The 26,545-nt window shown below is 69.9% G+C and carries 27 protein-coding genes; 13 read left to right on the top strand and 14 right to left on the bottom strand.

Translation table 11 applies throughout. The features are described 5' to 3' along the window. Positions 1 to 8: 8 nt before the first annotated feature. On the top strand, positions 9 to 614 hold the full coding sequence (locus AC3RXZ_RS10855; RefSeq protein WP_243228579.1) for a type 1 periplasmic-binding domain-containing protein: 606 nt from the start codon (positions 9 to 11) through the stop codon (positions 612 to 614). A 125-nt stretch (positions 615 to 739) separates the two neighbouring features. Here AC3RXZ_RS10855 and argG read toward each other — a convergent pair whose 3' ends face one another. Continuing rightward, on the bottom strand, positions 740 to 2,188 hold the full coding sequence (argG, locus tag AC3RXZ_RS10850) for an argininosuccinate synthase (RefSeq protein WP_491494025.1): 1,449 nt from the start codon (positions 2,186 to 2,188) through the stop codon (positions 740 to 742). A gap of 115 nt (positions 2,189 to 2,303) precedes the next feature. Here argG and AC3RXZ_RS10845 point away from each other — a divergent pair, with 115 nt between their 5' ends. Next, entirely contained in the window at positions 2,304 to 2,840 is a 537-nt protein-coding gene (locus tag AC3RXZ_RS10845) for a hypothetical protein (protein WP_491494024.1), read from the top strand. Positions 2,841 to 2,889: 49 nt separating this feature from the next. After that, positions 2,890 to 3,591, top strand: a complete 702-nt coding sequence (locus tag AC3RXZ_RS10840; protein ID WP_243228584.1) for a ZIP family metal transporter — start codon at positions 2,890 to 2,892, stop codon at positions 3,589 to 3,591. A gap of 48 nt (positions 3,592 to 3,639) precedes the next feature. Here AC3RXZ_RS10840 and AC3RXZ_RS10835 read toward each other — a convergent pair whose 3' ends face one another. From AC3RXZ_RS10835 to AC3RXZ_RS10790, 10 genes are all read right to left on the bottom strand, one after another. Then, on the bottom strand, positions 3,640 to 4,734 hold the full coding sequence (locus tag AC3RXZ_RS10835; protein ID WP_491494023.1) for a hypothetical protein: 1,095 nt from the start codon (positions 4,732 to 4,734) through the stop codon (positions 3,640 to 3,642). Further along, positions 4,728 to 5,489 carry a hypothetical protein gene (locus AC3RXZ_RS10830; protein WP_491494022.1) on the bottom strand — a complete coding sequence of 254 codons (762 nt, stop codon included), beginning with the start codon at positions 5,487 to 5,489 and terminating at the stop codon, positions 4,728 to 4,730. The genes AC3RXZ_RS10835 and AC3RXZ_RS10830 overlap by 7 nt, the downstream gene beginning before the upstream one ends. Next, entirely contained in the window at positions 5,486 to 6,496 is a 1,011-nt protein-coding gene (locus AC3RXZ_RS10825; RefSeq protein WP_491494021.1) for a vWA domain-containing protein, read from the bottom strand. Before AC3RXZ_RS10825 ends, AC3RXZ_RS10830 begins: the two co-directional genes overlap by 4 nt. Beyond that, positions 6,493 to 7,479, bottom strand: a complete 987-nt coding sequence (locus AC3RXZ_RS10820) for a VWA domain-containing protein (RefSeq protein WP_491494020.1) — start codon at positions 7,477 to 7,479, stop codon at positions 6,493 to 6,495. The genes AC3RXZ_RS10825 and AC3RXZ_RS10820 overlap by 4 nt, the downstream gene beginning before the upstream one ends. Beyond that, the gene (locus AC3RXZ_RS10815; protein WP_491494019.1) at positions 7,470 to 7,961 is read right to left on the bottom strand and encodes a hypothetical protein; all 492 of its coding nucleotides are present in this window, start codon (positions 7,959 to 7,961) and stop codon (positions 7,470 to 7,472) included. The genes AC3RXZ_RS10820 and AC3RXZ_RS10815 overlap by 10 nt, the downstream gene beginning before the upstream one ends. Next, on the bottom strand, positions 7,948 to 8,835 hold the full coding sequence (locus tag AC3RXZ_RS10810) for a DUF58 domain-containing protein (RefSeq protein WP_491494018.1): 888 nt from the start codon (positions 8,833 to 8,835) through the stop codon (positions 7,948 to 7,950). The genes AC3RXZ_RS10815 and AC3RXZ_RS10810 overlap by 14 nt, the downstream gene beginning before the upstream one ends. A gap of 3 nt (positions 8,836 to 8,838) precedes the next feature. Then, the gene (locus tag AC3RXZ_RS10805) at positions 8,839 to 9,993 is read right to left on the bottom strand and encodes an AAA family ATPase (RefSeq protein WP_491494017.1); all 1,155 of its coding nucleotides are present in this window, start codon (positions 9,991 to 9,993) and stop codon (positions 8,839 to 8,841) included. 69 nt (positions 9,994 to 10,062) lie between these two features. After that, positions 10,063 to 10,623, bottom strand: coding sequence for a GAD-like domain-containing protein (locus AC3RXZ_RS10800; RefSeq protein WP_243228599.1), 561 nt, complete (start codon positions 10,621 to 10,623; stop codon positions 10,063 to 10,065). 9 nt (positions 10,624 to 10,632) lie between these two features. Next, positions 10,633 to 11,280 carry a polymorphic toxin type 15 domain-containing protein gene (locus AC3RXZ_RS10795; RefSeq protein ID WP_243228601.1) on the bottom strand — a complete coding sequence of 216 codons (648 nt, stop codon included), beginning with the start codon at positions 11,278 to 11,280 and terminating at the stop codon, positions 10,633 to 10,635. Then, positions 11,280 to 11,951 (bottom strand): WXG100-like domain-containing protein, encoded by a 672-nt coding sequence (locus tag AC3RXZ_RS10790; protein ID WP_491494119.1) that lies wholly within the window; start codon positions 11,949 to 11,951, stop codon positions 11,280 to 11,282. The genes AC3RXZ_RS10795 and AC3RXZ_RS10790 overlap by 1 nt, the downstream gene beginning before the upstream one ends. Before the next feature lie 214 nt (positions 11,952 to 12,165). Here AC3RXZ_RS10790 and AC3RXZ_RS10785 point away from each other — a divergent pair, with 214 nt between their 5' ends. Further along, positions 12,166 to 12,357, top strand: a complete 192-nt coding sequence (locus AC3RXZ_RS10785; protein WP_243228605.1) for a hypothetical protein — start codon at positions 12,166 to 12,168, stop codon at positions 12,355 to 12,357. A 13-nt stretch (positions 12,358 to 12,370) separates the two neighbouring features. On the opposite strand, the gene AC3RXZ_RS10780 is transcribed toward AC3RXZ_RS10785, so the two are convergent. Together AC3RXZ_RS10780 and AC3RXZ_RS10775 are read right to left on the bottom strand one after the other, a co-directional pair. Further along, on the bottom strand, positions 12,371 to 12,667 hold the full coding sequence (locus AC3RXZ_RS10780; protein WP_243228607.1) for a DUF503 domain-containing protein: 297 nt from the start codon (positions 12,665 to 12,667) through the stop codon (positions 12,371 to 12,373). Positions 12,668 to 12,785: 118 nt separating this feature from the next. Then, entirely contained in the window at positions 12,786 to 13,322 is a 537-nt protein-coding gene (locus AC3RXZ_RS10775; RefSeq protein ID WP_491494016.1) for a hypothetical protein, read from the bottom strand. Positions 13,323 to 13,464: 142 nt separating this feature from the next. Here AC3RXZ_RS10775 and AC3RXZ_RS10770 point away from each other — a divergent pair, with 142 nt between their 5' ends. Both AC3RXZ_RS10770 and AC3RXZ_RS10765 read left to right on the top strand, forming a co-directional pair. Continuing rightward, positions 13,465 to 14,955, top strand: a complete 1,491-nt coding sequence (locus AC3RXZ_RS10770; protein ID WP_491494015.1) for a sensor histidine kinase — start codon at positions 13,465 to 13,467, stop codon at positions 14,953 to 14,955. A gap of 1 nt (position 14,956) precedes the next feature. Beyond that, the gene (locus AC3RXZ_RS10765; protein ID WP_243228612.1) at positions 14,957 to 15,613 is read left to right on the top strand and encodes a response regulator transcription factor; all 657 of its coding nucleotides are present in this window, start codon (positions 14,957 to 14,959) and stop codon (positions 15,611 to 15,613) included. Here AC3RXZ_RS10765 and AC3RXZ_RS10760 read toward each other — a convergent pair. Continuing rightward, positions 15,598 to 16,332, bottom strand: a complete 735-nt coding sequence (locus AC3RXZ_RS10760) for a Pr6Pr family membrane protein (RefSeq protein WP_243228614.1) — start codon at positions 16,330 to 16,332, stop codon at positions 15,598 to 15,600. The two genes, AC3RXZ_RS10765 and AC3RXZ_RS10760, sit on opposite strands and share 16 nt — an antisense overlap. 83 nt (positions 16,333 to 16,415) lie before the next feature. On the opposite strand from AC3RXZ_RS10760, the gene AC3RXZ_RS10755 reads away from it, so the two are divergent. From AC3RXZ_RS10755 to AC3RXZ_RS10725, 7 genes are all read left to right on the top strand, one after another. After that, positions 16,416 to 17,108: a GntR family transcriptional regulator gene (locus AC3RXZ_RS10755; protein ID WP_491494014.1), complete on the top strand. Its 693-nt coding sequence runs from the start codon at positions 16,416 to 16,418 to the stop codon at positions 17,106 to 17,108. An 84-nt stretch (positions 17,109 to 17,192) separates the two neighbouring features. Next, positions 17,193 to 19,349: an adenylate/guanylate cyclase domain-containing protein gene (locus AC3RXZ_RS10750; RefSeq protein WP_491494013.1), complete on the top strand. Its 2,157-nt coding sequence runs from the start codon at positions 17,193 to 17,195 to the stop codon at positions 19,347 to 19,349. Between the two features lies 1 nt (position 19,350). Next, positions 19,351 to 20,775, top strand: a complete 1,425-nt coding sequence (locus AC3RXZ_RS10745; protein WP_491494012.1) for a mechanosensitive ion channel domain-containing protein — start codon at positions 19,351 to 19,353, stop codon at positions 20,773 to 20,775. Positions 20,776 to 20,878: 103 nt separating this feature from the next. Next, complete coding sequence (locus AC3RXZ_RS10740; protein ID WP_491494011.1) at positions 20,879 to 22,165, top strand: adenylosuccinate synthase; 1,287 nt, start codon at positions 20,879 to 20,881, stop codon at positions 22,163 to 22,165. Next, positions 22,165 to 23,286 (top strand): lactonase family protein, encoded by a 1,122-nt coding sequence (locus tag AC3RXZ_RS10735; protein WP_491494010.1) that lies wholly within the window; start codon positions 22,165 to 22,167, stop codon positions 23,284 to 23,286. Before AC3RXZ_RS10740 ends, AC3RXZ_RS10735 begins: the two co-directional genes overlap by 1 nt. 148 nt (positions 23,287 to 23,434) lie before the next feature. Beyond that, positions 23,435 to 24,838, top strand: a complete 1,404-nt coding sequence (locus AC3RXZ_RS10730; protein ID WP_491494009.1) for an MFS transporter — start codon at positions 23,435 to 23,437, stop codon at positions 24,836 to 24,838. A 141-nt stretch (positions 24,839 to 24,979) separates the two neighbouring features. Then, a complete protein-coding gene (locus AC3RXZ_RS10725) occupies positions 24,980 to 26,401 on the top strand; it encodes a dihydrolipoyl dehydrogenase family protein (protein WP_491494008.1) in 1,422 nt (473 codons plus the stop codon). The last annotated feature ends 144 nt before the right edge of the window (positions 26,402 to 26,545 follow it).

Here is a 26,545-nt window from a genome sequence, read left to right as displayed (position 1 = left end):
AGACTCCCATGCGCGTGCGCTCGTCCGTCATCGTCCTCACCACCGCCATGACCCTGGCGCTCGCCGGATGCTCCGGTGCGGGGGCGGCTTCCCCGCCCTCACCGAGCACGACGGTCGCGCCCGAGCAGGTGCCGGGATCGACGCTGGATCCGTCGGCGGCGCCCTCGCCCGCCCCGGACGGGCTGACGCTGGCCGTCGTCGCCGCGACCTCCGCCGGCGAGGAGGAGCAGATCGCGCTCGCCGCGGTACGGGAGTTCGCGACCGGGCACGACGGGACCGTGCTCGTGTTCGATCAGAGCCCGCCCGATGCAGTGGATCAGGCGCTGCGCGCCGAGGCCGACGTGATCGTGGGGATCGGTCCGGCCGTCGTCGGTGCGATCGACCTCGCCTCGGCCGCGAACCTGGACACCTCGTTCCTCGTGTTGGGCACACAGCTCGCGGAGCCGACCGAGAACGTCGTCGCGGTGGTCTGGCCCGGGGCCGACGAGCGGGCGGTGTTCGCCGACGAGGAGCTGGACTTCAGCGGAGCGGAGACCTTCGCCGCCGAGGCGATCGAGACCGGACTCGCGGCGTTCGCCTCCGGCCTCGCCGGACACGTGATCGCCCTGGACTGACCCCCGCCGCGGCATCCCGGCAGGCGTCCGAGTCGGCCCCCGAAGTGGTGCTTCGGTTCGGGGGAAGAAGGCGACGCAGCAGCGCGGATCGGCAGGAAGGCCGGGGACGCGCAGGCGTGCTGGGTTCAGTCCGTGCCGGAGTCGAACGCCGCCCCCTCGGATGCCGCGTCCACGGCATCCGCGAGAGTCTCCTCGGTCTCGGCGAGCGTCGTGCCCTCGACGGCATCCGTGATCTCGCTCGACTCGCCCGCCGTGACGCGGCCGACGAGCTCGCCCGTAGCTCCGCCGACGAGGCCGAGGCCGGCGTACTGCTCGAGGCGCGCGCGCGAATCGGCGATGTCCAGGTTGCGCATGGTGAGCTGGCCGATGCGGTCGATCGGACCGAAGGCCGCGTCGCCGACGCGTTCCATCGAGAGCTTCTCGGGACCGTAGGACAGGTTCGGCGACACGGTGTCGAGGATCGTCCAGTCGTCGCCGCGGCGCAGACGGATCGTCACCGTGCCCGAGATCGTCGAGCCGACCCAGCGCTGGATCGACTCGCGCAGCATGAGCGACTGCGGCTCGAGCCAGCGACCCTCGTACATGAGGCGGCCGAGGCGGCGGCCCTGCTCGTGGTAGGTCGCCAGGGTGTCCTCGTTGAGGATGCCGTTGACGAGGCGCTCGTACGCGATGAACAGCAGGGCCATCGCGGGGGCCTCGTAGATGCCGCGCGACTTCGCCTCGATGATGCGGTTCTCGATCTGGTCGCTCATGCCGAGGCCGTGGCGACCGCCGATCGCGTTGGCCTCCTGCACGAGCGCCACCGGGTCGGAGTATTCGACGCCGTTGATCGCGACCGGTCGACCGCCGTCGAAGGTCACCGTGACGTCCTCGGTCTCGATCGAGACCTTCGGGTCCCAGAACTTCACGCCCATGATCGGGTCGACGGTCTCGAGCGACACGTCCAGGTGCTCGAGGGTCTTGGCCTCGTGGGTCGCGCCCCAGATGTTCGCGTCCGTGGAGTAGGCCTTCTCGGCCGAGTCGCGGTACGGGAAGCCGTGCGCGACGAGCCATTCGCTCATCTCCTGCCGCCCGCCGAGCTCCGTGACGAAGTCGGCATCCAGCCAGGGCTTGTAGATGCGCAGACGCGGGTTGGCCAGCAGGCCGTAGCGGTAGAACCGCTCGATGTCGTTGCCCTTGTAGGTGGAGCCGTCGCCCCAGATGTCGACGCCGTCCTCCTTCATGGCGCGCACGAGCAGCGTGCCCGTGACGGCGCGTCCCAGCGGCGTCGTGTTGAAGTAGGTCTTGCCGCCGGAGCGGATGTGGAAGGCTCCGCAGGACAGGGCGACGAAGCCCTCCTCGACGAGGGCCGTCTTGCAGTCGATCAGCCGCGACGCCTCGGCGCCGTACTCGAGGGCGCGGCCCGGGATCGAAGCGATGTCTTCCTCGTCGTACTGTCCGAGATCGCCCGTGTACGTGAAGGGGACTGCGCCCTTGTCGCGCATCCAGGCGACGGCGACGGAGGTGTCGAGGCCCCCGGAGAATGCGATGCCGACGCGCTCGCCGACGGGGAGGGACTGAAGGACCTTGGACATGGCTCCCAGTCTATCGGCGCGCGGCGTGTCGCCTTGCCCGATGGCGGCGGGCTCCGGCGCTTCCCTGGTCGGGGCAGGGGCGGAAGAGCAGGTCGGTTAGCCTGGCTGACGAGTCATGGAGATCGGGAGGATCATGCGCCGCGTCGTCGGGACCCTGTTCGCCACCGCGCTTCTCGCCCTCGGGATGACGTCCTGCGCCGCGCCGGAACCGGTGCCCACGGACTCGGAGGCCCCGCCCCCGACCTCGGCTCCGGCATCCCCGGGCGCCGAGGCCGCCGACGCCCTGTGCGCGTCGGGCGAGGGCGGCGGGGACGCGTGCGTCATCACCGCACAGACAGCGGCGGAGGATCTCTCCTTCGCGGGCTACGAGGTCGTGAAGATCGTCGACTCCACCCTGCAGGGCGCGGTCACCGTCGACGGCGTGCGCGAGCTCGTGGTCACGAACACGCGATTCGGCGCGGATGTCGTGGTCAGGGGAGTCGACGGCGTCGTGATCAAACTCTCCGACGTCGCCGGATCGCTCGTGCTCTCGGATGCCGAGCACGCCACGCTCGTCCAGAACACCGTCGCCGGTGATCTCCGCTGCGACGGCGTGAGCGCCGACGGCGACGGCAACCGGGTGACCGGCGCGAACACCTGCCCGACGCCCTGACACTGGACGCGCCCGGCTCGCCGCGCCAGAGTGTTCTCGGAGGTGCGACATGGGCGAGGCGGTGCTGTGGGGATCCGTGGCGGCGTCACCGCTCATCGTCGGCGCGCTGCTCGCGCTCTGGCGTCCCTGGCCGCCCAGGTGGCTCGGCATCGTCCTGGGCTTCGGCGCCGGCGCTCTGATGGCCTCAATAGCCTTCGAGCTGTGGGAGGAGGGACTCGAGCTCGGCGGCCCCCTCCCGCTCGCGATCGGCGTCGCGGCCGGGGCGGTCTGCTACTACATCGGCGACCGGATCGTCGAGAAGCGCGCGACGTCCTCGGCGGGGCAGGGGGCGCCGCTCGCGGTCGGGGCTCTCCTCGACGGCGTCCCGGAGCAGCTCGTGCTCGGAATCGGCCTCGCGTCGGGTGAAGGGGTCAGCGTCGCGCTCGTGATCGCGATCCTCGTGTCGAACCTGCCCGAGTCGATCGGCTCGGCATCCGATCTGCTCGAAGGGGGCATGCGGCGCTCACGGGTCATCGGCCTGTGGGCGATCGTCGCCGTCGCGTGTGCGCTCGCGACGATCGCCGGCTTCGCCCTCGCGGATGCCGTCGGCCCCGAGTTCCGGGCGGCGGCCAGCGGTTTCGCCGCCGGCGCCCTGCTCGTCATGCTCGTCGACTCGATGGTGCCGGAGGCCCAGTCCAAGGCGAAGGACGAGACCGGCCTCGCGACGGTCCTCGGGTTCGCCCTCGCCGCCGGACTGTCGATGGTGTCCTGACCCGCGCCCCTGCGCCGGCGGGAACGAGCACGCGAGCACCCGAGACGGCTAGGACCCCGGATACTCCTCAAGTCGCTGCTCGAACTCGGCACGGTCGGCTTCGCTGAGCAGCTCGGGGGCGAGGAACATGATCTGCAGACCCTCGACCGGCTCACCGGTGCGGGCCGCCTGCGCCTCGCGCGAGCGCCGGAACTCGCCGGAGTCGTCCTGGGAGGTGTCGTAGATCGTGGCGTAGAACCGACGCGGCCCGGGGTAGTCGTCGCTGTACCACTCCCACACATCCTGTGTGCGCGGATCCGCCGATCCGTACAGCTTCTCGCGCATCGTGGCGTCGAGTCCGGACGAGGCGTCGTTCAGAGAGATGATGCCCCACATGTCGTGCTCGGCGAGCACATCGTCGATGACGTCCATGACGGCGAGCTTGCGATCGTGATCCTGGATCGGCTCGTTCGTGCCCCATTTCTGGGACGTGTACTGCACGAGCATGGACTCCCCGCCGTATCCGTTGCGCTCGGGGCGCAGATCCTCGTCGCCCGCCGGACTCCACGTGTAGCCGAACTCCGCGCTGAGCCGCTCCTTGATGTCGGCCAATGCCGCCTCGGACGACTCCCGCACCTGTTCGAGGGAGGGACGGGACAGGATGTCCGCGCTCGGGGTGTCCTTGATCCCCGGGTAGGCCTCCTCGTGCTTCTGCTCCTCGGACTTGGCGCCCTCGTAGTTCCCGGATGCCGAGGTCTGCACGGCTCCCAGGGCGCCGACCGTCGCGACGTTGAACAGCAGCGTGATCGTCAGCGCCGCGGCTCCGAGCACTCGACCCCGGGGAGTGAGGAGTGCCGCGATCACCACGGCGACCACGAGCAGCTGCACGGCGAGCATCGTGACCCCGTAGACGATGTCGGTGCCGCCGGAGACGACGGTGCCGAGCAGGACGACCGCGAACAGGATGCCGCACACCAGCGCGATCCAGCCGAGGGCGTTGGCCGGCTGCTTCGGCGCGTCGAGGGTGGCCACCGCGTTCTCCGTCGCGAGCGCGGCCGGATCCGGTGCGCGCCGGGCGCCGCGGTAGCCGCCGGGCGGGGGCACCGGGGGAGCACCGTCCGAATGGGTCACGTATCGTGCGCGCTGCTGTTCGGGATCTACCATGGTCTGTCCGTCCCCGAGCCGGATCCGTCGCCGTCCTGGTTGTCCTGCCGTTCCTCCCGGCCCTGGTCGAGCCGCTCCTCGAGATCCCCGAGCTGGTCCTCGCTCGGCTGCTCCTGCTCGGGCTGCTCCTGAGGCTGCTCGCCCTCACCCTCGCCGCCGTTCGGCTGCTCCTGCTGCTTCTGGAGCAGCCGGTCCTCCAGCTGCTCCAGCGTGTCGCCCATGCTGCGCTGGGGATCGGAGGACTGCTCGTCCGCCTCCGGGGTGCCGCACTCTTCGGGCGTCTCCAGCGTGACCGTGAGCGCCTCGGCGTACAGCGCGGCGGCCCCGGCGCCGTCGCCCTCGTCGCGGGCGGCATCGCCCATCTGCTCGATCACGAGCGCGAGGTTCACCCGCACGCCGCAGACCTCGAGCCCGTGGGCGAGAGGCAGGGCCTCCTCGAACTTCGCACGGGCCTCGGGGAGCTGCTGGGAGGCGGCCAGCCCCACGCCCACGTTGAACGGCGCCTTGTACGGCTCGAACCAGTTCAGGACCTCTTGCCCTTGACCGGCGCGGATCGTCCCTTCGGCATCGCCGACCACGTGGGATGTGATCGCCTGGTGGGCGAAGGCGTACATGCTCAACAGCTTGCCGGCGAACAGCACGGCGGCGAGAGTGAGCGGAAGCGTGCCGATGGCGATCCAGCGGCGGATGCTGCGGCGCCGGCGGTTCGCGGCCAGGAGCGCCGCCGCGGCGTCGGCAGGAGTCGGCCCGGTCATCGCGCGCCCCCTTCGCCCGAGGTCCGGGGAGCCCGCGCGGGCAGTCCGCGCAGGCCGGCGACCCGTGCCGTCGCCACGGCGAGCTCGATCGCGAGAAGCAGCCCGATCAGCACGGCGGCGACCCAGTACAGTTCGATGACGTCGCCGACCTCGCCGGACTCGGCATAGTTCGTCGTGGTGGTGGGCGCCTCGGGCAACTCGACGACGGCATCCGCGCTCCGGTGCTGGTACGGGACGCCGAGCTCATCCGCGATCGTCTGCAGGTTCTGCTCGTCGATCACCGACAGGGCGTTCCCGCCCTGGTACTGGATGTAGGCGCCACCCGCACCGCCGAGACTGGTGTCCTTCATCGGCCCGCCCTCGGTCGTGCCGTAGCCGAGCACGGCACCGCCGTCGGTGAACTCGGCGCTCGCCGCGAACGACTCGGGCTCGGTGGACGCGGTCTGCTCGCCGTCCCCGAGGTAGAACACCATGCGCGAGCGCTCCGGCGACGACTCGGCGGCACCCTGCAGGGTCTCCTGGAGCACCGTGTTCGCGATGCCGATCGAACTGCCGTGCGACTGCGCGGTCACCTCGGGCCGCAGCACCTCCATGGCGGACGCCAGCGCCGTCGTGTCGGTGGTCAGCGGCAGCCGCACCTCGGCGGCCGCATCGAACGTGATCAGGGCGAAGCGTGCTCCGGGGTACTCGTTCATGATGGCCTGCACGTCCTCGCGGACGCCGTCCAGCCGAGGGCTGTCATCGTCCCAGTCCTCGGCGACGATGCTCGCCGTCGTGTCGACCACGAGGACGACGTCGGTGTCCGTCGCGAGCGTCTGGCTGGTTCCACCGGGGACGCCGGGACGCAGCAGCAGCACGCAGCACGCCAGGACGAGGACGAGCCGCATCGCCCACAGCATCCGCCCCCGTGCGCCCGGAGGGCGGATCACGCAGAACACCGCGAGCGCGATGAGCGGCAGGCAGATCAGCGCGATCAGCCACGGGTTCAGAACGGGGTCGAGGATCACAGTCGCACCCTCCACAGCACCACCACGAGCGCCAGGACGGGGATCACCAGCAGCACGATCCACAGGTCGGGATCGTCGCTCCACACCACCTGCGCCTGCCCGCGCAGCTCGGCGGCCTCCTCCTCCTGGACCTCCGCGACGATGTCCGCGACGGTCGTCGTCTCGCGCAGCCCGTAGGCCGCTCCGCCCGTCGCCTCGGCGGCGGCGATGAGCGCCGCGCTCGGCTCGGTGTCCTTGCCCTCGACCGGATTCAGCGCGAAGACGCGGATCCCCTTGGACGCCGTGTACGCCGCGGCCTCCTCCAGGGTCACGATGGAGGCGCCGTTGACCTCGTTGTCCGTGGCGAGGATGATCGAGCGGCTGCGCTCGTCGCCTTCCTGGTCGAACCCCATCGCGCAGGACGCGAGCCCGTCGCCGATCAGGGAGGCGCCGGGCCCGTTGAGGGTGCCGACCCAGTGCTCGGGCACGTCCGCGCCATAGTCGAAGCTCGCCCGGATGCTCTCCAGGTGCTCCCGGACGAAGTCGTAGTCATCCGTCAGCGGAAAGATCTGCACGGCGGAGCTGTTGAAGATCGTCAACCCGATGCGCTCGCCCTCGAACCCGTCCAGCAGCTCCTCGAACACCGTCAGCACCTCGACGTCCACGTCGCTCATGGATCCGGAGACGTCCAGGCACAGCATGATGTCGCGACTGGTGTTCACCGGCTGGACGGTCTGCGAGGACATCGGCCGCGCGGCGACCGCGCCGGCCAGCAGAACGGTCACCGAGGCGAGCGCCACGAGTCCGGACAGCACGAGGGCCCTGCGGCGGACCGCCTGCCGGAACGACGGCAGCGTGCGCAGCCGCTCCGCGCGAGCGATCGGGGCGGCATCGGCCCCGGCATCCGCACGATGCCGGCGCAGACCGACGATCAGGCCGACCGCGGCTGCGATCAGCACCGCGACGACGGCTCCTGCGAGCATCCAGATGTTCGCTAGTTCCATGCCGTCACCACCCTGCGGGCGGCCTCGATGCCGAGAGCCGGGTCGATCGCCGGGCCGCGCCGGAACACGCTCGGGTAGTAGTGCCGGTGCAGCGCGTCGATGAGCGCCGGATGGACGCCCAGGGCGATGAGATCGTCGAGCGCGAGCACGGGCGCCTCGATGCCGCTGTACTCGTTCACGAAGGCCCGGACCGTCCGGCTGAGCTCGAGGTTCGCACGCTTGGCGTCGATGCGCCCCTCGCCGTACGCCGCCTCGATGCGATCGATCTGCTGCAGGTACTCCCCGCGCAGCACCGCGAGGACCTCGTCCATCCCGGTGGGGCCGAGCGGCGCGGAGCCCGGCAGCTCCATCCGGCGCTTCGGGCGCGTGAGCGCGATGACGATCCAGGCGGCGAGGACGAGGACGGCGAGGATGCCGAGAGCCAGCAGCAGCCAGCCCCAGCCGTACTGGGCAGGCGGGTAGAGCTCGTCAGAACCGGACATTCGCCCTCCGGTTCAGCATGCGCAGCAGGGCGCCGACGGCATCGTCCTGGGTGTCCAGGTCCGCCCGGCTGATCTCCAGGGCATCGAGCACCTCGTCGCGGTGCGCGGCCTCGGCGGCCGAACGCGCCGCGAGCTCGCGGACGATCCCCTCGTCGCCCTGGACGAAGTCCGGCACCTGCCAGCGCGAGTACACGTCGGCCCGCACGCGCCCGGTGGTGTGGTCGAGAACGGGGTCGGCGTCGCGCAGCGCGATCCAGAGCACGTCGTGCTGCACGCGCAGCCGGCGCAGCAGGCGTTCGGTCTCTTCCGTGACCGGGGCCTCGTCCGTGACGACCACGAGGATCATGCGTCGGGGGATCGTGCGCGCGATGTAGCTCAGCAGCCCGTCGCGGTCCCCGGGAGCGGTGCTGGTGTCGATCGCGTGGTCGATCCGGCGCAGCGCGTGCTCGAGGGCGCCCTCGCTGCGCGCCGGGGCCATCCGGCGGATGCCCGAGGCATCGCCGTGGACCACCGTGAAGTCGTCGCCGTGACGCAGCGTGAGGATGCCGAGAGCTCCGGTCGCGAGGATCGCGAGCTCCTTCTTCGGCCGCTCGTCCTGGGCGAGCGCGGTCATGCCGCGCCCGGTGTCGACGACGAACATCACCGTGTGCATGCGGGTCGCGCGATGCCTCTTGACGAGCGGCGAACCCTGCTTGGCCGTCGCCCTCCAGTCGATGTCGCGCACCTGATCGCCGTACTCGTAGGCGCGCAGGTCCTCGAAGTCGTGACTGCGGCCGCGCAGCAGGGACGCGTACGCCCCGTCGAGCGCATGCATCGACTTCTGCGACGAGTGGATGAAGAGCTTCGCCCTCACCCTGGTGATCAGGGAGGGCATGCGTCAGGGAGTCGGCACCGCGGCGAAGATGAGATCGATGATGTCCTCGCTGCGCACGCCCTCGGCATCCGCCTCGAAGGTCAGGAGCACGCGATGGCGCAGCACGAGGTGGCGGAGCGTCCGGATGTCCTCCGGCACGACGTGCGTGCGGCCCTGCAGCAGGGCGAGGGCGCGGGAGGCCTGCAGGAAGGCGATGGATGCCCGGGGGCTGGCGCCGTACTTGATGAGCCGGGCGCTTTCCTCGCCGATGTACGGGGCGGGATTGCGGGTGACGTAGGCGAGCTGGACGATGTAATTGCGGATCGACGCGTCGACGTAGACCCGGCTCGCGATGTCCTGCAGCTGCTCGATGTCCGCGAGCGTGACCGCGCTGGAGACGTGACGATCGGGGTCGAGCACGCCGGAGTCGATGCGGCTGAGGATCTCGAACTCCTCGGCGGGGCTCGGGTACTCGACGATCTCCTTGAGCAGGAATCGGTCCATCTGGGCCTCGGGCAGCTCGTAGGTGCCCTCCTGCTCGATCGGGTTCTGGGTCGCGATGACGAGGAACGGGCGCGGCAGGTGATGCACCTCCCCGCCGATGGTCGTCTGGTGCTCCTGCATCGCCTCGAGCATGGCGGACTGGGTCTTGGCGCTGGAGCGGTTGATCTCGTCGAGCAGCACGAAGTTCGCGTGCACCGGCCCGAGCACGGTGCGGAACGATCCGGTCGCGGCGTCGTAGATCTGGTTGCCGGTGATGTCGCTGGGCAGCAGGTCGGGCGTGCACTGGATGCGCTTGAACTGCGCGCGGACCGTGTCGGCGAGGGTGCTGGCCGCCGTGGTCTTCGCGAGGCCGGGCACGCTCTCGAGGAGGATGTGGCCGCCGGCGATGAGAGCGATGAGGAGGCTCAGACGCAACCGCTCCTGGCCGACCATCTTGGCCGAGTACGCCTCCGAGATGACCCGCAGCACCTCAGTGGCCCGGGCGAGCTCGGCGTCCGTGGTCCGGACATCGGATGCCGCGGCGACCGGGGATGCCGGAGGCGATGCCGCCGGTGCGGGAGGCGCCGCGGGGGACGTGGGCGAGCTCGTCGGGACGCTGCTGATCGGCGCAGCCGGCGCGGGAGGAGGCGGAGGGATCGCTGGTCCGCCGGTGGCCGCGGGATGGGGCTGGTTCATCACTGTCTCCTCGATCGCGCCGGGGGACACGTCGATGCCGTTCCCCCGGGAAACAGCGTAACCCGCGGGTCAGTGGCCGATGACGCCCTGGAGGTCGACCGCCACCTTGATCGCGGTGATCGTCTCGCGCTTGTGCAGGTTCTCGACCTTCGCAGCCCCGCCGAGGGAGAGCAGCGGCACGAAGATGAACGACTGATCGTAGGGCAGTTCTCCGTGCGCGGCCACGGCCTCGGGGAAGATGTCCCAGTCGTAGGAGTCGGACAGGTGGGCCGCGCCGCCTCGTCTGACCAGGTTGAAGAACGTCTTCATTGACCCCTGCCCCTTGGTGTCGCCGATGCGATACATGATCGCGATGACGCCGGGGTGGCTGGGCTCCCACGTGATGAGGTCACCGAGCCCGGTGACGGCGAACGGGATGGCGATGCCGTCGCCCTGGGTCTTGCCGATGCAGTCCCCGACCTCGGCCTCGTACAGTTTCGGGTCGATGAGACGGATGAAACCCTGACCGAAGGTCCCGTACCCGTAGTTCTCCCAGACCTCGATCAACTCGTCCGGAACGCGACCCCGGTACTCCTCGATGATCTCCGCCGGAACCGGGGCGTGCGGAACGAAATCAGCGATCTGAACCATGGCACCAACCTATCGGAGGACGACGTTGATGAAGGTGTTGTCGAGATCGACGCCGGGATTGGCGTTGAGGAAATCGATGACGGCGGCGTCGATGTCCCCGACGCGAGAGCGCCATTGGGACCCGAGAGATGAATTGATGCGCGTGTCGCCGACGCCAGAGATGTCGGTGACGTCACCGCCTGCGATGCCGTCGAGACGATGCGTCGCTGCCTGCCCCTTCAGCCACTCGGACGCGAGGTCCTTCGCATCGTCGTAGTCGAGGTCGTCGTCGGCGTCGAGCAGCTCGTTGATCTTGTCCTTCAGCGCGTTGTCCCGAGCGTCCTGCTGGGCCCGCAGCGAGTCCGAGGTGCGACCGTTCTCGAGATACTCGATGCGGTTCTTCAGCCAGTCGGACAGCGGCATCTTCTGCAGCGTGTCCATCTGCTCGTCGTACTGACGGTTGTACTCGTCCGAGTCGTGCTTCTTGTTCTTCTTGAACTTCTTGAGGCTGACGTCGACCTTGCCGTCGTAGTTGTCACGGTCACGGACCTCGCGGATCACGGTGTCGAGGTGACCGTCCATGTTGGCGGTGAGCTGGTGGAGCTTGTGGTCGGCGTGGGCGAAGCCCTTCAGGGCGGCCTGCTTGAGTTCCCGGATGATCGGTTTGATCGCGCTCATCAGTCGTCTCCTCCGAAGTCGAGTGCGGAGAAGTCCGCGAAGAACGTCGATGTCAGTGACTGGATGTCGGCGCCGTGGACCTGCATCGTCGTGCGGGCGTCCTCGAGTGCCTGCAGGTCGGCGTAGAACTCGTCCGAGTCACCTGCGGTGGCCTCCACCATCGGGGCGTCCAGGATCGCGTCGATCACGGCCGGCAGCTGCTCCGCGAGCGGTTCGATCGCCATCGGCGCCAGCTGGTTGAGCAGCTGTTCGACGGCGATGTCGACGGCCGCGTTGAGCAGCTTCTTCTTGATCAGCAGCATCGGACCCGCCCCGGCCGCGGTGATCGGGTTGGTCAGCATCGCGACCAGCGTGATCATCGTGGAGGTGACATCGACGATCACCTTCATCTTCAACGCGAAGATCGCATCCGCCCCGATGTCCATCGCCGTCGCCGCCGGGGGCATGATGTCGATCAGCTTCTGCAGGTTCTGCGACCGGTTCGTGTTCCACGCCGACATCGTCGCAGGCCCTGCCTGACCCCGCATCGCCGACCCCACGTCACCGTTGATCTTCCGATCCACCGCCTGGATCACGTCCTCGAGATCGCTCCCGAAGTTCCGCACCAGGGTGGCACCCTTGCGAACCTCATCCTCATCGATGTCCGGCCACTCGAAACCCAGCTTCTCCATCACCCAGACAAGCTCGTTCGGCAACATCATCCCCACAACGCACCACCTCCAGCGAGCACGATACGTCGAAAGTCGGTCGCTGCCCATGGGTAGTAGGACCCATGCGAACCGCCGTCTGTCCCCCGAACGGCCGACAGACGGTGATGCCGGCGGCGTCTAACGTGGGGAAGCCGCCGCGGATCCGCAGCGCCGGCGCGAGCGAGAAGCGAGCGAAATGAGCACGACGCCGACCCCTACACGCAGCGACACGCTCTGGCGCGTGACGATCGTCGCGATCTTCGTGATCGGAGTGGGGACGGCCATCGCCGCGCCGCTGCTCAACGGCAATCCGCGGTCATTCCTGACGGGGTTGCCGATCATCGCGTTCGGCATCCTGATCGCCGCGATCCGTTCGCTCAAGCGCTGAACCCCGGCGAGGGTCAGTCCTCGCTGGAGTGAAGGCGCCGCCGCGCCGACAGCAGGGTCACCTCGAGGTGCTCCTCGGCGAGCAGCCGCTCGGCGCGATCCAGCACGTCCCGGACGTGGGCGGCATCCGCTCCGACGACGGTCACGCCCAGCTGAGCGCGACGATGCAGGTCGTGCGCCCCCACTTCGGCGGCTGCGGCCTCGGTGCGACGCGACAGATCGGCGATCAGCGGACGCAGGATGGCGCGCTTCTCCTTCAGCGAGTGCACGTCGCCGAGAAGCAGGTCGAACTCGATCCAGCCGATCCACACGCGTCGAGTATGGCAGGCCGGAGGGCGGAGAGGAGATCCGGCGGCCGACGTTCACGCGAACGGGGGATTCGCGCATTGGGGAGGGGCGAACGTCGGCCGCCGAGCTTGGGGGAGTCCTTCAGCGGCTCCAGTCTTCGTCGCGCTCGTCTCGATCGTCTCGACGATCGTCGTCGCGGTGCTTGTCGCCGTCCGGGTGGCGGGGGTCGGCGGGATCGACCCGGGCCGGGCCGTCGTGATCGTCGACCCATTCCTTCCAGTCGTCCCAATCGGCCCAGTCATCCCAGCCCTCGTCCTCGAGCCACTGCTTCCATTCGCCCCAGCGATCGTCGTCGCTCGTCGGAGGCGCCGGGGGCGCGGGAGGAGCCGGTTCGACAGCGCCCTGCTGGTCGCCGTCCTGGACGACGGGCTCGGGCGTCGGGGACGGCGGGATCGGAGCGGCCGTCGCCGGGACGTCGGGCTCGGACGTGGCGTCCAACACGGTCTCCTTGTCGGTCACGGCCGAATCGACCGTCACGACATCGGTGACGACGCCGCCGGGGATGACCTGGCTGCTGGATTCGTTCGACACGACCGCGAACGCCACCACGGGGGCGGCAACGACGCCGAGGCAGAGCGCGCCGACGGCGGCAGCCGTCACGACGGTCCTCTTCTGCATCGCTTCCTCCCCGGGCCGCGCTGAAGCGCTTCGGTCCGCGTCCCAGCATGCGGGACGCTTCTAAGGCGGACGGTAAACGAACATGAAAGATCCTTTAGACACGACTGCTGTCGCGGCATCCGGATCCCGGACAATGGATGCCATGTCCTCGCGCGCGCAGCCCGCACCCGACGCGCGCACCGACGCCGCCGGGTTCTCGGTGCGGGCGCGTCTGACGATCGTGATCACGCTCGTGGCGGCCCTGGGCATGCTCGTGGTCGGCGGCGTCGTCTACGCCGTCGAGCGGCACCGCATCACCGAGGCCGTACAGGAGCAGCTCATCGCGGACCTCGAGTCGGCGCGCCTCATCGTCGGGACGCCCCCACCGGGCGGGTGGGCGGACGCCACCGAGGCCCTCGCGAGCATCATGCGCGTGCTCGTCCCGGGCAAGACCAGCGGCGCCGTCGGCATCATCGACGGGACGGTCGCGCTCGTGCCCGGCGTCGGGCGCAGCGTGGAACCCGGTGAGGACGGCGCGTTCGTCGACCGGGTCGTCGCCGAGGCGGCGAACGGCGACCTCGTGTCGGGCGTCTACCGCGAGAACGGCGCGAACTGGTCGTATCTCGTCGCCCCTGTCGAGGTCTCCTCCGATCCGGATGCCGAGGCGCTGTTCGTCATGGTCTACGACCTGGATCTCGAGTTCGGCGGACTCGAGCTCTCGGCCAGGGCGTACCTGATCACGGCGGTCGGCGCGGTCGCCGTGATCGCCGCGGTGTCCTGGTTCGTCGCCACCCGGCTTCTGCGCCCCCTGCGGGACATGCGCGAGATGGCGGAGCGCGTGTCGGCGCTCTCGCTGGACGAGCGCCTGCCGCTGCGCGGCCGCGACGACGTGTCCGGGCTCGCGCGCACCATGAACGGCATGCTCGACCGCCTCGACGAAGCGATGGCGGCGCAGCGCCGACTGCTGGGCGACGTGGGCCACGAGCTCAAGACGCCGCTGACGATCGTGCACGGCTACCTCGACGTCATGGATGCCAGGGATCCGATCGACATCGAGCAGACGCGTCGCCTCGCGATCGACGAGATCGAGCGCATGGGGCGCCTCGTCGGGGATCTCGTGGACGTCGCCGTTCTCCTCGACGACGAGGGCCTGCTGCGCGCGCGCGTCCCGGCCGGGACGCTGCTGCGCACGATCGCGCAGAAGGCGAGCATGCTCGCCGGCACGGAGATCGTCGTCGCCGGTGCGGCCGAGGTGGATGCCGAGATCGACGCCCCGCGCATCACGCAGGCCATGCTGCAGCTGATCCAGAACGCAGCGACGCACGGCGGCGGCGTCATCGAGCTGTCCTCGTCGGTGGCGGGCGGTCGGCTGCTGCTGCGGGTGCGCGACCACGGTCCCGGCATCCCGGACGAGGACAAGGACCGCATCTTCGAACGCTTCCAGCGACTCCAGCAGGGCGGCCGGGGTCCGGACGGCAGCGGTCTCGGCCTCAGCATCGTGCAGCTCATCGCGCAGCAGCACGGCGGCGAGGTCCGTGTCGCCGACGCGCCCGGCGGCGGTTCGGTGTTCGTCCTCGACATCCCGCTGTCGCCGGACGTCTCCGAGGACGGCGTTACGCTGGATCGGCCCGATCGACCGACAGGAGGCGAGTGAGATGCCGTCCATCCTCATCGCCGACGACGAACCGCGCATCGCCGGGTTCCTGGAGAAGGGCCTGCGCGCGGCCGGGTTCACCACGCGGGTCGCCCGCACGGGCCGGCAGGCGCTCGAGCTCGCGCTCACGGACGAGTTCGATCTGCTCGTGCTCGATGTGAACATGCCCGAGCTGACGGGGTTCGAGGTGCTCGAGCAGCTGCGCGGATCCGGCTCGCAGCTGCCGATCATCATGCTCACGGTGCGCATCGAGCTGCGCGACACCCTCACCGGTCTCGAGGGCGGCGCCGACGACTACATCGCCAAGCCCTTCCGATTCGAGGAGCTGCTGGCGCGGATCCGGCTGCGCATGCGGCAGAGCCGCACGCCCGCCGTGACCGAGCTCACCCACGGCGACCTCACGATCGACCTGTCGGCGCGTCGCGCGCGCATCGACGGAGTCGAGATCGACCTCACGGCGAGGGAGTTCGCGCTCGCCGAGGAGTTCGTGCGGCACCCGGGTCAGGTGCTGAGCCGCGAGGTTCTGCTCAGCCGCATCTGGGGCTACGACTTCGATCCCGGATCCAACGTCGTCGACGTCTACATCGGGCATCTGCGGGGCAAGCTCGGGGCCGAGCGGATCGAGACCGTCCGCGGGATGGGCTATCGGATGCCGTGACCCTGCGCGGCCGCCGGCTCCGGCGCGATCCGCTCCGGGGTGCGACCACGGCGCCGCCCGATCCCCACGACGAAGGCCCCGATGCCGACGATGACCGCAGCGATGGCGAGGACGTACCCGGCCACGCCGAGATAGCCGCCCGGCACCTGGTGCGGGTCGAGGAACGGGTACGGGTACCACCACGGCGTTCCGGTGCGCGGCGAGGTGATGAACTCCGCCCGCACCAGGGTGTAGATCGCCCACACGATCGGGAACGCCACGACGACCCACAGCGAGCGCCAGGGCAGGGCCCGTCTCCGCGGCGCGAACAGCACGTCGAGCAGCATGATCACGGGCATCACGACGTGCAGCGTCTCGTTCGTCCAGGCGTCCGAGATGCCGGCGATCGGGATGTGACGCAGAAGCACGTTGTACACGATCCCGGTCACGATCATGTAGGTGCTCGCGCAGACGAACAGCGTCGCCAGCCAGGCGGGTTCGGCGTCAGACCGGCGTCGAGTCGCCAGCATCCAGATCCCGCCGATCATGAGCGCGACCACCGCCGACAGGTTGGAGAGGATCGTGAAGTAGCTGAAGAAGTTCGTCATGACGGTCGGCAGATCCCTCGCCCACGCTGAGTCGGCCGCGAGCGCGTTGACGATCGCGATCGTCGCCTGACGGATGATCGCAGCAGCACCGAGTGCGGCCGCGGCGAGACGGACGTAGGGCCACCAGGTCATATGTTCCTCCGGGCGCCAGCGTAGCGGGACTTCCGCGCGGAAGGATATATCGGTATACCTGGAGCCGGAACGGGAGTTCGGACATGGGGAACGACACGCGCTCGCTGCGAGAGCGGCTCCGGATGCCGCCGGACGCTCCGGTGCCGCTGGGTGAGCGCGTGCACGAGGCCCTCTCCGACGCCATCCTCGACGAACGGCTGGCGCCTGGCGAGCACCTGAACGACAAGGACATCGCCGAGGCCCTCGGTGTCTCGCGCACGCCCGTCCGCGAGGCGCTGCAGCGGCTCGCCTGGGCGGGCCTCGTCGAGGTCTCGCCCAGCCGGTACACGCGCGTGACCGAGATCGACGAGGAGCTGGTCTCCGCCGCGCTCGAGTTCACGGGCCTGCAGGCGGGGATCGCGTTGCAGCTCGCGGTGCAGCGGATGGGCGACGCCGAGCTCGCCGAGGCCGTCGGGCTGCTGGACCGCATGATCGCCGCCAGCGACGCGGGCGACGCCGCGGCTCTCATGCTGGCGTCGCGCCTTTTCGTCGGCTGCCTCGCGCAGCGATCCGGGAACCCCGTGCTCGGGCGGAGCATGCACGAGGCCGGGCAGGTGCTGGAACGCGTTCTGCGGCGGTCGCGCGTCGAGCTCGGCACCAGGGAGCTGCGCCGGGACTGCTACCAGCGCATGCGCCGAGCGATGCTGGCGCGGGACGCGGACGCGGCCGAGCACTGGTTCCGCATTCAGCACGGTGTGGGCGTGCCGGCGGGTGACCGCGGCATCCGGTCGCGGTGATCGCGGAGTCCCGGGGGTTCCGTGGCAGACCGGTATATCGCTAAAGTCGTGCCGAGCGGGATGACGCACGGCGAGGGAGGGCGCATGAGCGACGGAACGACAGCGGCAGGCGGGAAGACGAGGAAGCGGTGGCTGCGGCGCGGCGGCGGCCTCAGCATCCAGTCCAAACTCCTGATCATGCTGCTGGCGGTCAGTCTCCTCTCCTCGATCGTCGTCGGCGCGATCGGCTTCATCAACGGCCGGCAGTCTCTCCATGACGCGGCCGTGGACCAGCTGATCACGATCCGGTCGATGCGGGCGGCCGAGGTCTCGGACGCGATCGAGAGCGTCCGGCGCGACGCCTCGCTGAATTCGCGCAATCTCAGTGCGCAGAACATGTCCGTTGCGATCAACGAGGGCTTCGAGCAGCTCGAGCAGCAGGAACTCACCCCCGATGAGCGCGCTCAGCTGGAGGCGTACTACACCGACACCTTCATTCCCGAACTCGAGACGCGCGCCGGCGAGGAGTACGGCGACGTCGCCTTCATCCCCGAGTCGACCGCCGGTCAGTACGCGCAGCTGCACTACACGCTCGGCAATCAGGACTTCGACGCCGACTACGACACGGTCCTGGCCCGGAACGACGCCGGCGACGGCTCGACGTACTCCGCGGCGACCGAGCGCTACGGGGACTACTTCACCCGGCTGATCACCGAGGCCGGCTACGAGGACGCACTGCTGCTCAATCTCGAGGGCGATGTCGTCTTCAGCGCCTACAAGGGGATCGACCTCGGCACGAACCTCTCGACCGGACCGTACCGCGATTCGCTTCTGGCGCAGGCGTACACGGAGGCCGTCGCCACGAACTCCGTCACCACGGTCGTGCTCACCGATTTCGAGCGCTGGATTCCGTCCCTGAACGTCCCCACGTTCTGGGTCGTGTCCCCGGTCGGCAACGACGAGCGCATCACCGGGGCGATCGCCTTCCAGATGTCCCTCGACACGATCAACGACGTCACGACCGGGTCCGAGGGCTGGAAGGCCCAGGGGCTCGGTGACACCGGCGAGGTGTATCTGGTGGGCCTCGACGATCTCATGCGCAGCAATTCGCGCCGCCTGATCGAGGACCCCGACTCCTATGCGCAGCGGGCGATCAGCGGCGGCACCCCGCCGACGGTCGCCGAACGGATCGTCGAGGTCGGGGGCACCGTCCTGCTGCAGCCGGTCAACACGTGGGCGGTCGGCGAGGCGCAGGCGGGGCGCAGCGGGACGACCACGGGCACCGACTATCTGGGCGGTGACAGCGTGACAGCGTACGCGCCACTCGAGGTCGAAGGATTGGACTGGGTGATCATCGCCCGCATCGACTCGGCCGAGGCGTTCGCCCCGGTCGCGGACTTCACCCGCAACGTGCTGCTGACACTGCTCGGCATCATCCTCGCCGTCTCGTTGCTGTCGCTCGCGCTGGCGCAGGTGTTCACACGGCCCATTCACCGGCTGGTCGGCGCGGTGCACCGCGTGGCGGAAGGGGATCTGGACGTGCAGGTGCCCCAGGGGTCGCGGGACGAGTTCGGAGACCTCGGCGACGCCTTCAACGACATGGCCTCGAGCCTGCGCATCAAGCAGGATCTCATCGAGGAGCAGCAGAAGGAGAATGAGAAGCTGCTGCACACGCTCATGCCGGAGAGCGTGGCGGCCAAGTATCGCCAGGGCGACGAGACGATCACCGAGGCGCACGAGAACGTGTCGGTCGTGTTCGCCGAGCTCGTCGGCTTCGACGACTTCGCCCGCGACCTGACGGCCGAGCAGGAGATCGCGCTGCTGAACACCCTGATGCGGGGCTTCGATGAAGCGGCGGAGAAGGCCGGGGTCGAGAAGGTCCGTACGCTGCGCGGCGGGTACCTCGCCTCTTCGGGGCTGGCGGTGCCGCGCGTCGACAACGTCCGCCGCAGCGTCGAGTTCGCACGCGGGCTGCGCGACGCCGTCGAGCGGTTCAACGCCCAGAACGGCAGCTCGATCGCGATCCGCGCCGGAGTCGACTCCGGCACGGTGACGAGCGGCCTGGTCGCACGGACCAACCTCGCCTACGACCTGTGGGGCGACGCCGTGAACCTCGCCTACCGGGTGCGTTCGGTGACGGGCGAGCCGGGCATCTACGTCAGCCAGACCGTCCGCGATCGCACGCAGGAGCTGTTCACCTACGTCGAAGCCGGCACCGTGGACGCGCAGGGACGCACCGAGACCGTGTGGAAGGTGGCCTGACATGGCCGAGGCGTTCCAGGACGGCTGGGCCTGGTGGGTGATCGGGCTCGCGATCGGCGTTCCTGTTCTGCTGGTCGTGCTCACCGAGCTCATCGGTGCGCTCAGCCGTCGGGGCAATCCCGTGGCAGGGCCCCTCAAGCTGCTGCGCAACTGGGTGGTGCCCGCCGGGGCGCTGTTCGCTCTGCTGGCCTTCGCGATCCAGTCCCCGGCCGACCAGGTGTGGGTGCGCGTGGTGGCGACGGTCTTCGGGTTCCTCGTGATCCTGCTGGTGCTGTCCTCGTTCAACGTCGCCCTGTTCGCCAATGCGGCCCCCGGATCGTGGCGGGACCGGATCCCGACGATCTTCGTCGAGATCGCCCGGCTCGCCCTGGTCGTCGTCGGCCTGGCTCTGCTGTTCTCCTGGGTGTGGGATGCGGATGTGGGCGGCCTGATCACGGCCCTCGGCGTGACGTCCATCGTGATCGGTCTCGCCCTGCAGAATGCGGTCGGAGGCGTCATCTCGGGACTGCTCCTCCTGTTCGAGCAGCCCTTCAAGATCGGCGACTGGCTGGACGCCGCCGGTGTGCGCGGGCGGGTCGTCGAGGTGAACTGGCGCGCCGTGCACATCGACACCGGTTCCGGCATCCAGATCGTCCCGAACTCCAGCCTGTCGGGGGCATCCTTCACGAACCTGACCGAGCCGGCGGGGCCGTACACGGCGTCGACGTCGGTGACCTTCTCGACCGACGATCCGCCTCACGAGGTGATGGCGCTGCTCATCGACGTGGCGGATGCCCTGCCGATGCGCATCCCGGGCGAGCGCGCGACCGTCTCGTACGGCGGCGGTGGCTCGTACACCGTCTCGATCCTGGTCCCCGGTCCGGCGGACGCCTCGACGGCGCTGTCGATGTACCTCTCGTGGCTCTGGTACGCCGCGCGCCGTCAGGGTTTCGCGCTGGACGGCGACGCGACCGATCCGCTGACCGAACCGGGTCGTCTCGCCGCCGCGATCACGCAGATCGCCCCTGCGCTGCACCTGCGCGACGACGACGTCGAGCAGCTTGCGGCGACGGCACGCCTGGCGCGGTACGGCGTCGGCGAGGTGGTGCTTCCGGCGGGAGTCATCCCCGAGGAGGTGTCCGTCATCCTGACAGGTCAGGCGGTCCTCGCCCTCGACGTCGACGGCGGGCGCGTCGAGTTCGCGCGCGCGGAGGCCGGCGACATCATCGGCCACACCGCGCTCACGCGGGAGCGGTCGCAGGCCGTCACGGTCGCGGCCGAGATCCTCACCGTCGTCATCGTTCCGCTCGAGACCGTCGACGAACTCATCCGCACGCGGCCGCGGCTGGCCGCCGAGATCGGCGAGTCGCTCGAGTTGAAGCGGCGCATGGCGGCCGAGCGCCTCGCCGAGCTCAACCTCTCCGCGCGTGTGATCTCGGAGAGGTAGGAGCGCCGGAAGGCGCGTCGGGCGCCTTCGATAGGATGGAGCCGCCCGAAGCGGGCCAGCTCATCGGCCGGTGCAAACCCGGCGAAAGCAAGGGGGTACACCCATGCCAGGAATCGTTATCGTCGGCGTCCAGTGGGGCGATGAGGGCAAGGGGAAGGCCACCGATCTGCTCGGTGAGCGCACCGACTGGGTGGTGAAGTTCAACGGCGGCAACAACGCCGGTCACACCGTGGTCGTCGGCGATGAGAAGTACGCGCTGCACCTGCTGCCCTCCGGCATCCTGTCTCCCGGTGTCACCCCGGTCATCGGCAACGGCGTCGTCATCGATCTCGAAGTGCTCTTCAGCGAGCTCGAGGCGCTGTCCGCCCGGGGCATCGACGTCTCGCGGCTGCGCGTCAGCGCGAACGCGCACATCATCACCCAGTACCACCGCACGCTCGACAAGGTCACCGAGCGCTTCCTCGGCAAGCGTCAGATCGGCACCACGGGACGCGGCATCGGTCCCGCCTACGCGGACAAGATCAACCGCGTGGGCATCCGCGTGCAGGACCTGTTCGACGAGAACATCCTGCGTCAGAAGGTCGAGGGAGCGCTCGATCAGAAGAACCACCTTCTCGTGAAGATCTTCAACCGCCGTGCGATCACCGCCGACGAGATCGTCGAGGACCTGCTGTCCTATGCCGAGCGGCTGCGTCCCATGGTCGCCGACACCGGGCACCTCATCGATCAGGCGCTCGGCCGCGGCGAGGTCGTCGTCTTCGAGGGCGGCCAGGCGACGATGCTCGACGTGGACCACGGCACCTATCCCTTCGTGACCTCCTCCTCGGCGACGGCGGGCGGTGCCTCCACCGGCTCCGGCGTCGGACCCGGCGCGCTCGACCGCATCGTCGGAATCGTGAAGGCGTACACGACGCGCGTCGGCTCGGGTCCGTTCCCGACCGAGCTGTTCGACGAACAGGGCGAGTGGCTGCGCAAGCAGGGCTTCGAGTTCGGCACCACCACGGGACGCCCGCGCCGAGTCGGCTGGTACGACGCGCCGATCACGCGCTATGCCACGCGCATCAACGGCATCACCGACCTCGTGCTCACGAAGCTCGACATCCTCACCGGACTCGAGCGGATCCCGGTGTGCGTGGCGTACGACGTCGAGGGCACGCGCTTCGACGACGTCCCGGTGAACCAGACCGACTTCCACCACGCCAAGCCCATCCTGGAGTACTTCCCGGGCTGGACCGAGGACATCTCGACCGCGCGCACGTTCGAGGATCTGCCGCAGAACGCGCAGGACTACGTGCTGGCGCTGGAGAAGATGAGCGGCACGCGCATCTCGGTGATCGGAACAGGCCCGGCCCGCGATGAGGTCATCGTGCGCCACGACCTGCTGGACTGATGACGCGGTTCTGGCTCGGCGGTTACGGCGCCGGCATGGAGGGCTCGGCCGAGGGCATCGGCCTGCTCGCCGGCGACGAGGAGGCGGCGACGGCGCTCGCGTTCCGGGGGACCGCGGCGGCCGCGCCGTCGCCGTCCTGGCTGGCTCGGCATCCGCGGCTGGACGTGGTGTACGCAGCGCTGGAGGGGGATGCCGCGGTGCAGGCGTTCTCCCGGACGGGCGAGGCGAGCCTCGCGCCGCTGGGAGACCCGGTCGCCGCCGGGGAAGCCGTCTGCCATCTCGCCGTCTCCGCTGACGGGTCGGCGCTGATCGCGTCCTGCTACGGCGATGGGCAGGTGATCCGCTACGGCATCGCCGCCGACGGGCGGCTCGTCGAGCCCGCCGCCGACAAGGCCGCCGCACTTCGGGAGGCGCTGTTCGGTGAGGGCGGAGGCGACTCCGGGGCCGGTCGGCGTTCCGACCGTCCGGGACGGGGCGTTGCGGCGTCCGATCCGTACCCGACCCCTGCCGGCGCCGAGCCGCGCGTCCCGCACGCGCATGCGGCGGCCTTCCTGCCCGACGGCCGCGTCGCGACCACCGACTTGGGATTCGACCTCGTGCGCATCTGGCGGCAGAGCGCGTCCGGGCTCGAGCTCGATCAGGAGGTCGCGCTGCCCCGGGGAACCGGACCGCGGCACATGGTCATGCATCCGAGCGGGCACCTGCACGTCGTCACGGAGTACTCCTGCGAGGTGTTCACGCTGGCATCCGCTGCGGACGGCAGATGGTCGATCGTGTCGGCCACGCTCGCCAGTCCCGCCGCCTCGGTCGGCACGGACTTCCCGGCCGAGCTCGCACGCAGCCGCGACGGCCGCACCCTCTACACGGCGCTGCGCGGCAGCAACACGGTCGCCGCGCTGCACGTCGAGGGTTCCGGGGAGCGCCTCGCCCCCTTCGCCCTCGCCGACTCCGGCGTCGACTGGCCGCGGCATCACCTCGTGTTCGAGGGCAAACTGCTCGTCGCGGGGCAGCGCTCCGACTCGGTGACGCTTCTCGACCTCGATGAGCGCACTGGCGCTCCCGTCGGCGTCCGCCGCACGACGCCGGCTCCGACGCCCACCTGCTTCCTGCCGGTGCGCTGACGGCGGGCGCCGCTCGCGCGGGACAGATGTCGGGCGATCGCCCGGATGTCCGGCGAGGCGTGGGCGGATGCTCCGATATCCGCGACATCTCCCTGCGGATGTCCCGTCGCTTGACCTCAAGTCACCTTGAGGTCCTAGCGTCCTCATCATGACATCGAGAACAGACACGACGCCGACGAACGCGGCCTCTTCGCCGGGCATCCTCAGCGGCACCCATCTGTGGATCACGATCGGCGCGTGCGCCCTGGTGTTCCTCGGGGCCTTCGAGTCGCTGGCGGTCACGACCGTCATGCCGGCCGTCAGCGCGGATCTCGACGGGGAGCGGCTGTACGCGCTCGCCTTCGCCGGACCGCTCGCGACGGGTGTGATCGGCATGGTCGTGGTCGGCAACTGGTCGGATCGCCGCGGCCCCGTGGCGCCGCTCTACACCGCCGTGACCGTCTTCGTCCTCGGCCTGCTCGTCGCGGGGCTCGCGCCGAGCATGGAAGTTCTCGTCGCCGGGCGGTTCGCCCAGGGACTCGGCAGCGGAGGCCTGATGGTCGCGCTCTACGTCGTCGTCGCCCGTGTGTACCCGCAGGAGCTCCACCCCGCGATCTTCGCCGGGTTCGCCGCGGCCTGGGTGATCCCCTCGCTCGTCGGCCCGACCATCGCGGGTCTGGTGGCGGAGCTCTGGGGCTGGCCGTGGGTCTTCCTCGGCGTGGTGGTCCTGGTCCTCGCAGCGCTGCTGATGGTCATTCCGGCCCTGCGCGGCCTGTCCGGCGGGGGAGACCCGGCGACGCCGTGGGCCATCGGACGCCTGGGCTGGTCGGTGCTCGCCGCGATCGCCGTGCTCGGACTGAACCTGCTCGGCGACATCCCCGGCGCCGGACCCGCGCTGGCGTTCCTCGCCGCGGCGATCGCTCTGATCGCCGTCCGCCCGCTGGTCCCGCGCGGCACCCTGAGGGCCAGGCGCGGTCTGCCGTCCGTCATCCTGGTCCGGGGAATCGCGGCGGCGGCCTTCTTCGGCGCGCAGGTGTACCTGCCCTACCTTCTGACGGATCGGTACGCGCTGACGCCCACCCTCGCCGGGCTCGCGCTCACCGGCGGCGCTCTGGCCTGGTCCGCCGCCGCGACGGTGCAGGGGCGCTGGGGGGCGCGCCTGTCGAGCGTGGCGGCGGTCCGCGCCGGGACGATCTTCGTGCTCATCGGCGTCGCCCTCGTGCTCCTGACCGCAGCACTGGCGCTTCATGCCGCCGTGATCGCGGTCGCGTGGGTCGTGGCAGGGCTCGGCATGGGCCTGATGAGCCCGAGGACCAGCGCGCTGACACTGGCGATGTCGACACCGAAGACGCAGGGCTTCAACAGTTCGGCCATGACGGTCGCCGACTCGTTCGGAAGCGCCCTGGCCCTCGCGATCACCGGCACCGTGTTCACATCCGCGGCGGCGCTGCTCGATCCGTTCACGGCGGTGTTCGCGCTGGCCGGAGGACTCGCGGCCGCGGCCGCTCTGCTCGCGCCTCGGGTGAGGCCCCCGGCAGGCGAGGTCCCGACATCCGAGGAGGTCGCGGATTGAGCGCGGAGGCGCATCGACCCGCGTGATCATGCGGGGCCCGCGTCGATCGCGGACCCGCCATGAGGAATCGCGAACGCGCCGCCAGGAACAATTCCCGTGACTCGGCGTTGCACATCGGCAAGACTGAGGAAGGTGCAGCGGATGACAGACGAGTACGACCTCATCGTCGTGGGCGCGGGCCCCGTGGGCGAGAACGTGGCGGACAGGGCGGTGCAGGGCGGACTGACCGCGATCATCGTGGAGAGCGAGCTCGTCGGCGGTGAATGCTCGTACTGGGCCTGCATGCCGTCGAAGGCCCTGCTGCGCTCCGGGCAGGCGCTGCGCGCGGCGCAGCACGTCGCGGGCGCGGCCGAGGCGGTGACGGGAACACTGGATGCCGCGGCCGTCCTCGCGCGGCGCAACGCGTTCACGAGCGACTGGTCGGATGCCGGGCAGGTCGACTGGCTCGAGTCGGCCGGGATCGACCTGGCCCGCGGGCACGGACGTATCACGGGCGAACGCGAGGTCACGGTCACCGATGCGGACGGCGGCACCCGCGTGCTTCGGGCCAGGCACGCCGTCGCCATAAGCACCGGCACCGACGCCGTGATCCCCGGCATCCCCGGTCTCGCGGAGTCGAAGCCGTGGACGAGCCGGGAGGCGACAAGTGCGCAGGAGGTGCCGGAGTCCCTCGCGATCATCGGCGGCGGAGTGGTCGCGGTCGAGATGGCGACCGCCTACGCATCGCTCGGATCGCGCGTGACCGTGATCGCGCGCGGCGAGATCCTCGGCGCGCTCGAACCGTTCGCCGGCGAGCAGGTGACGGTCGGCCTGCGTGAACTGGGGGTCGACGTGCGCACGAGGACCGGGACGAAGCGCGTCGACCGCGACGACCACGGGGTCACGATCACCCTCGACGATGGAGAGCAGATCGCGGCGGCCGAGGTCCTCGCCGCCACCGGCCGGCGCCCCCGCAGCGGGGACATCGGGCTGGAGAACGTCGGGCTCGAACCGGGACGGTACATCGACGTGGACGACACCCTTCGGGTTCCCGGCAACGACTGGCTCTACGCCGTCGGAGACGTCAACGGGCGGGTGCTGCTCACCCACCAAGGGAAGTACCAGGCTCGCGCGGCGGGCGATGTCATCGCCGCCCGAGCACGCGGCGAGGACGTCCGCGACGACGCCTGGGGTCGTCACGTCGCAACCGCCGATCACCGGACCGTCCCGCAGGTCGTCTTCTCCGCACCCGAGGTCGCCGCCGTGGGCCTGACAGCCCAGGCCGCCCGCGACGCCGGGTTCGAGATCGACGTCGTCGACCACGACCTGGGTCGCGTCGCCGGTGCGAGCCTTCATGAGGACGGCTACCGCGGGCAGGCCCGGATGGTGGTGGATGCCGAGCGGGACGTGATCCTCGGCGTCACGTTCACCGGCCCCGACGTCGCCGAGCTGCTGCATGCCGCGACGATCGCGGTGGCCGGGGAGATCCCGATCTCGCGGCTGTGGCACGCGGTTCCGGCCTACCCGACGGTCAGCGAGATCTGGCTCCGTCTGCTCGAAGGATACGGACGCCAGGCGGCCTGAGAAGCTGCGCGGGATCCATCCGATCGTGCGCCGGCTCCGAAGGTGAAGTGACAGGTGAGGGGATTCACGCACGGATGGACCACATCATGACGCGCCGACGAACCCGCCTTCCGGGTGTCGGCGGCGTCCCCTACGCTCAGAACC

Source organism: Microbacterium cucumeris (assembly GCF_058349845.2).
This window is presented reverse-complemented; position numbering and strand designations above follow the sequence as displayed.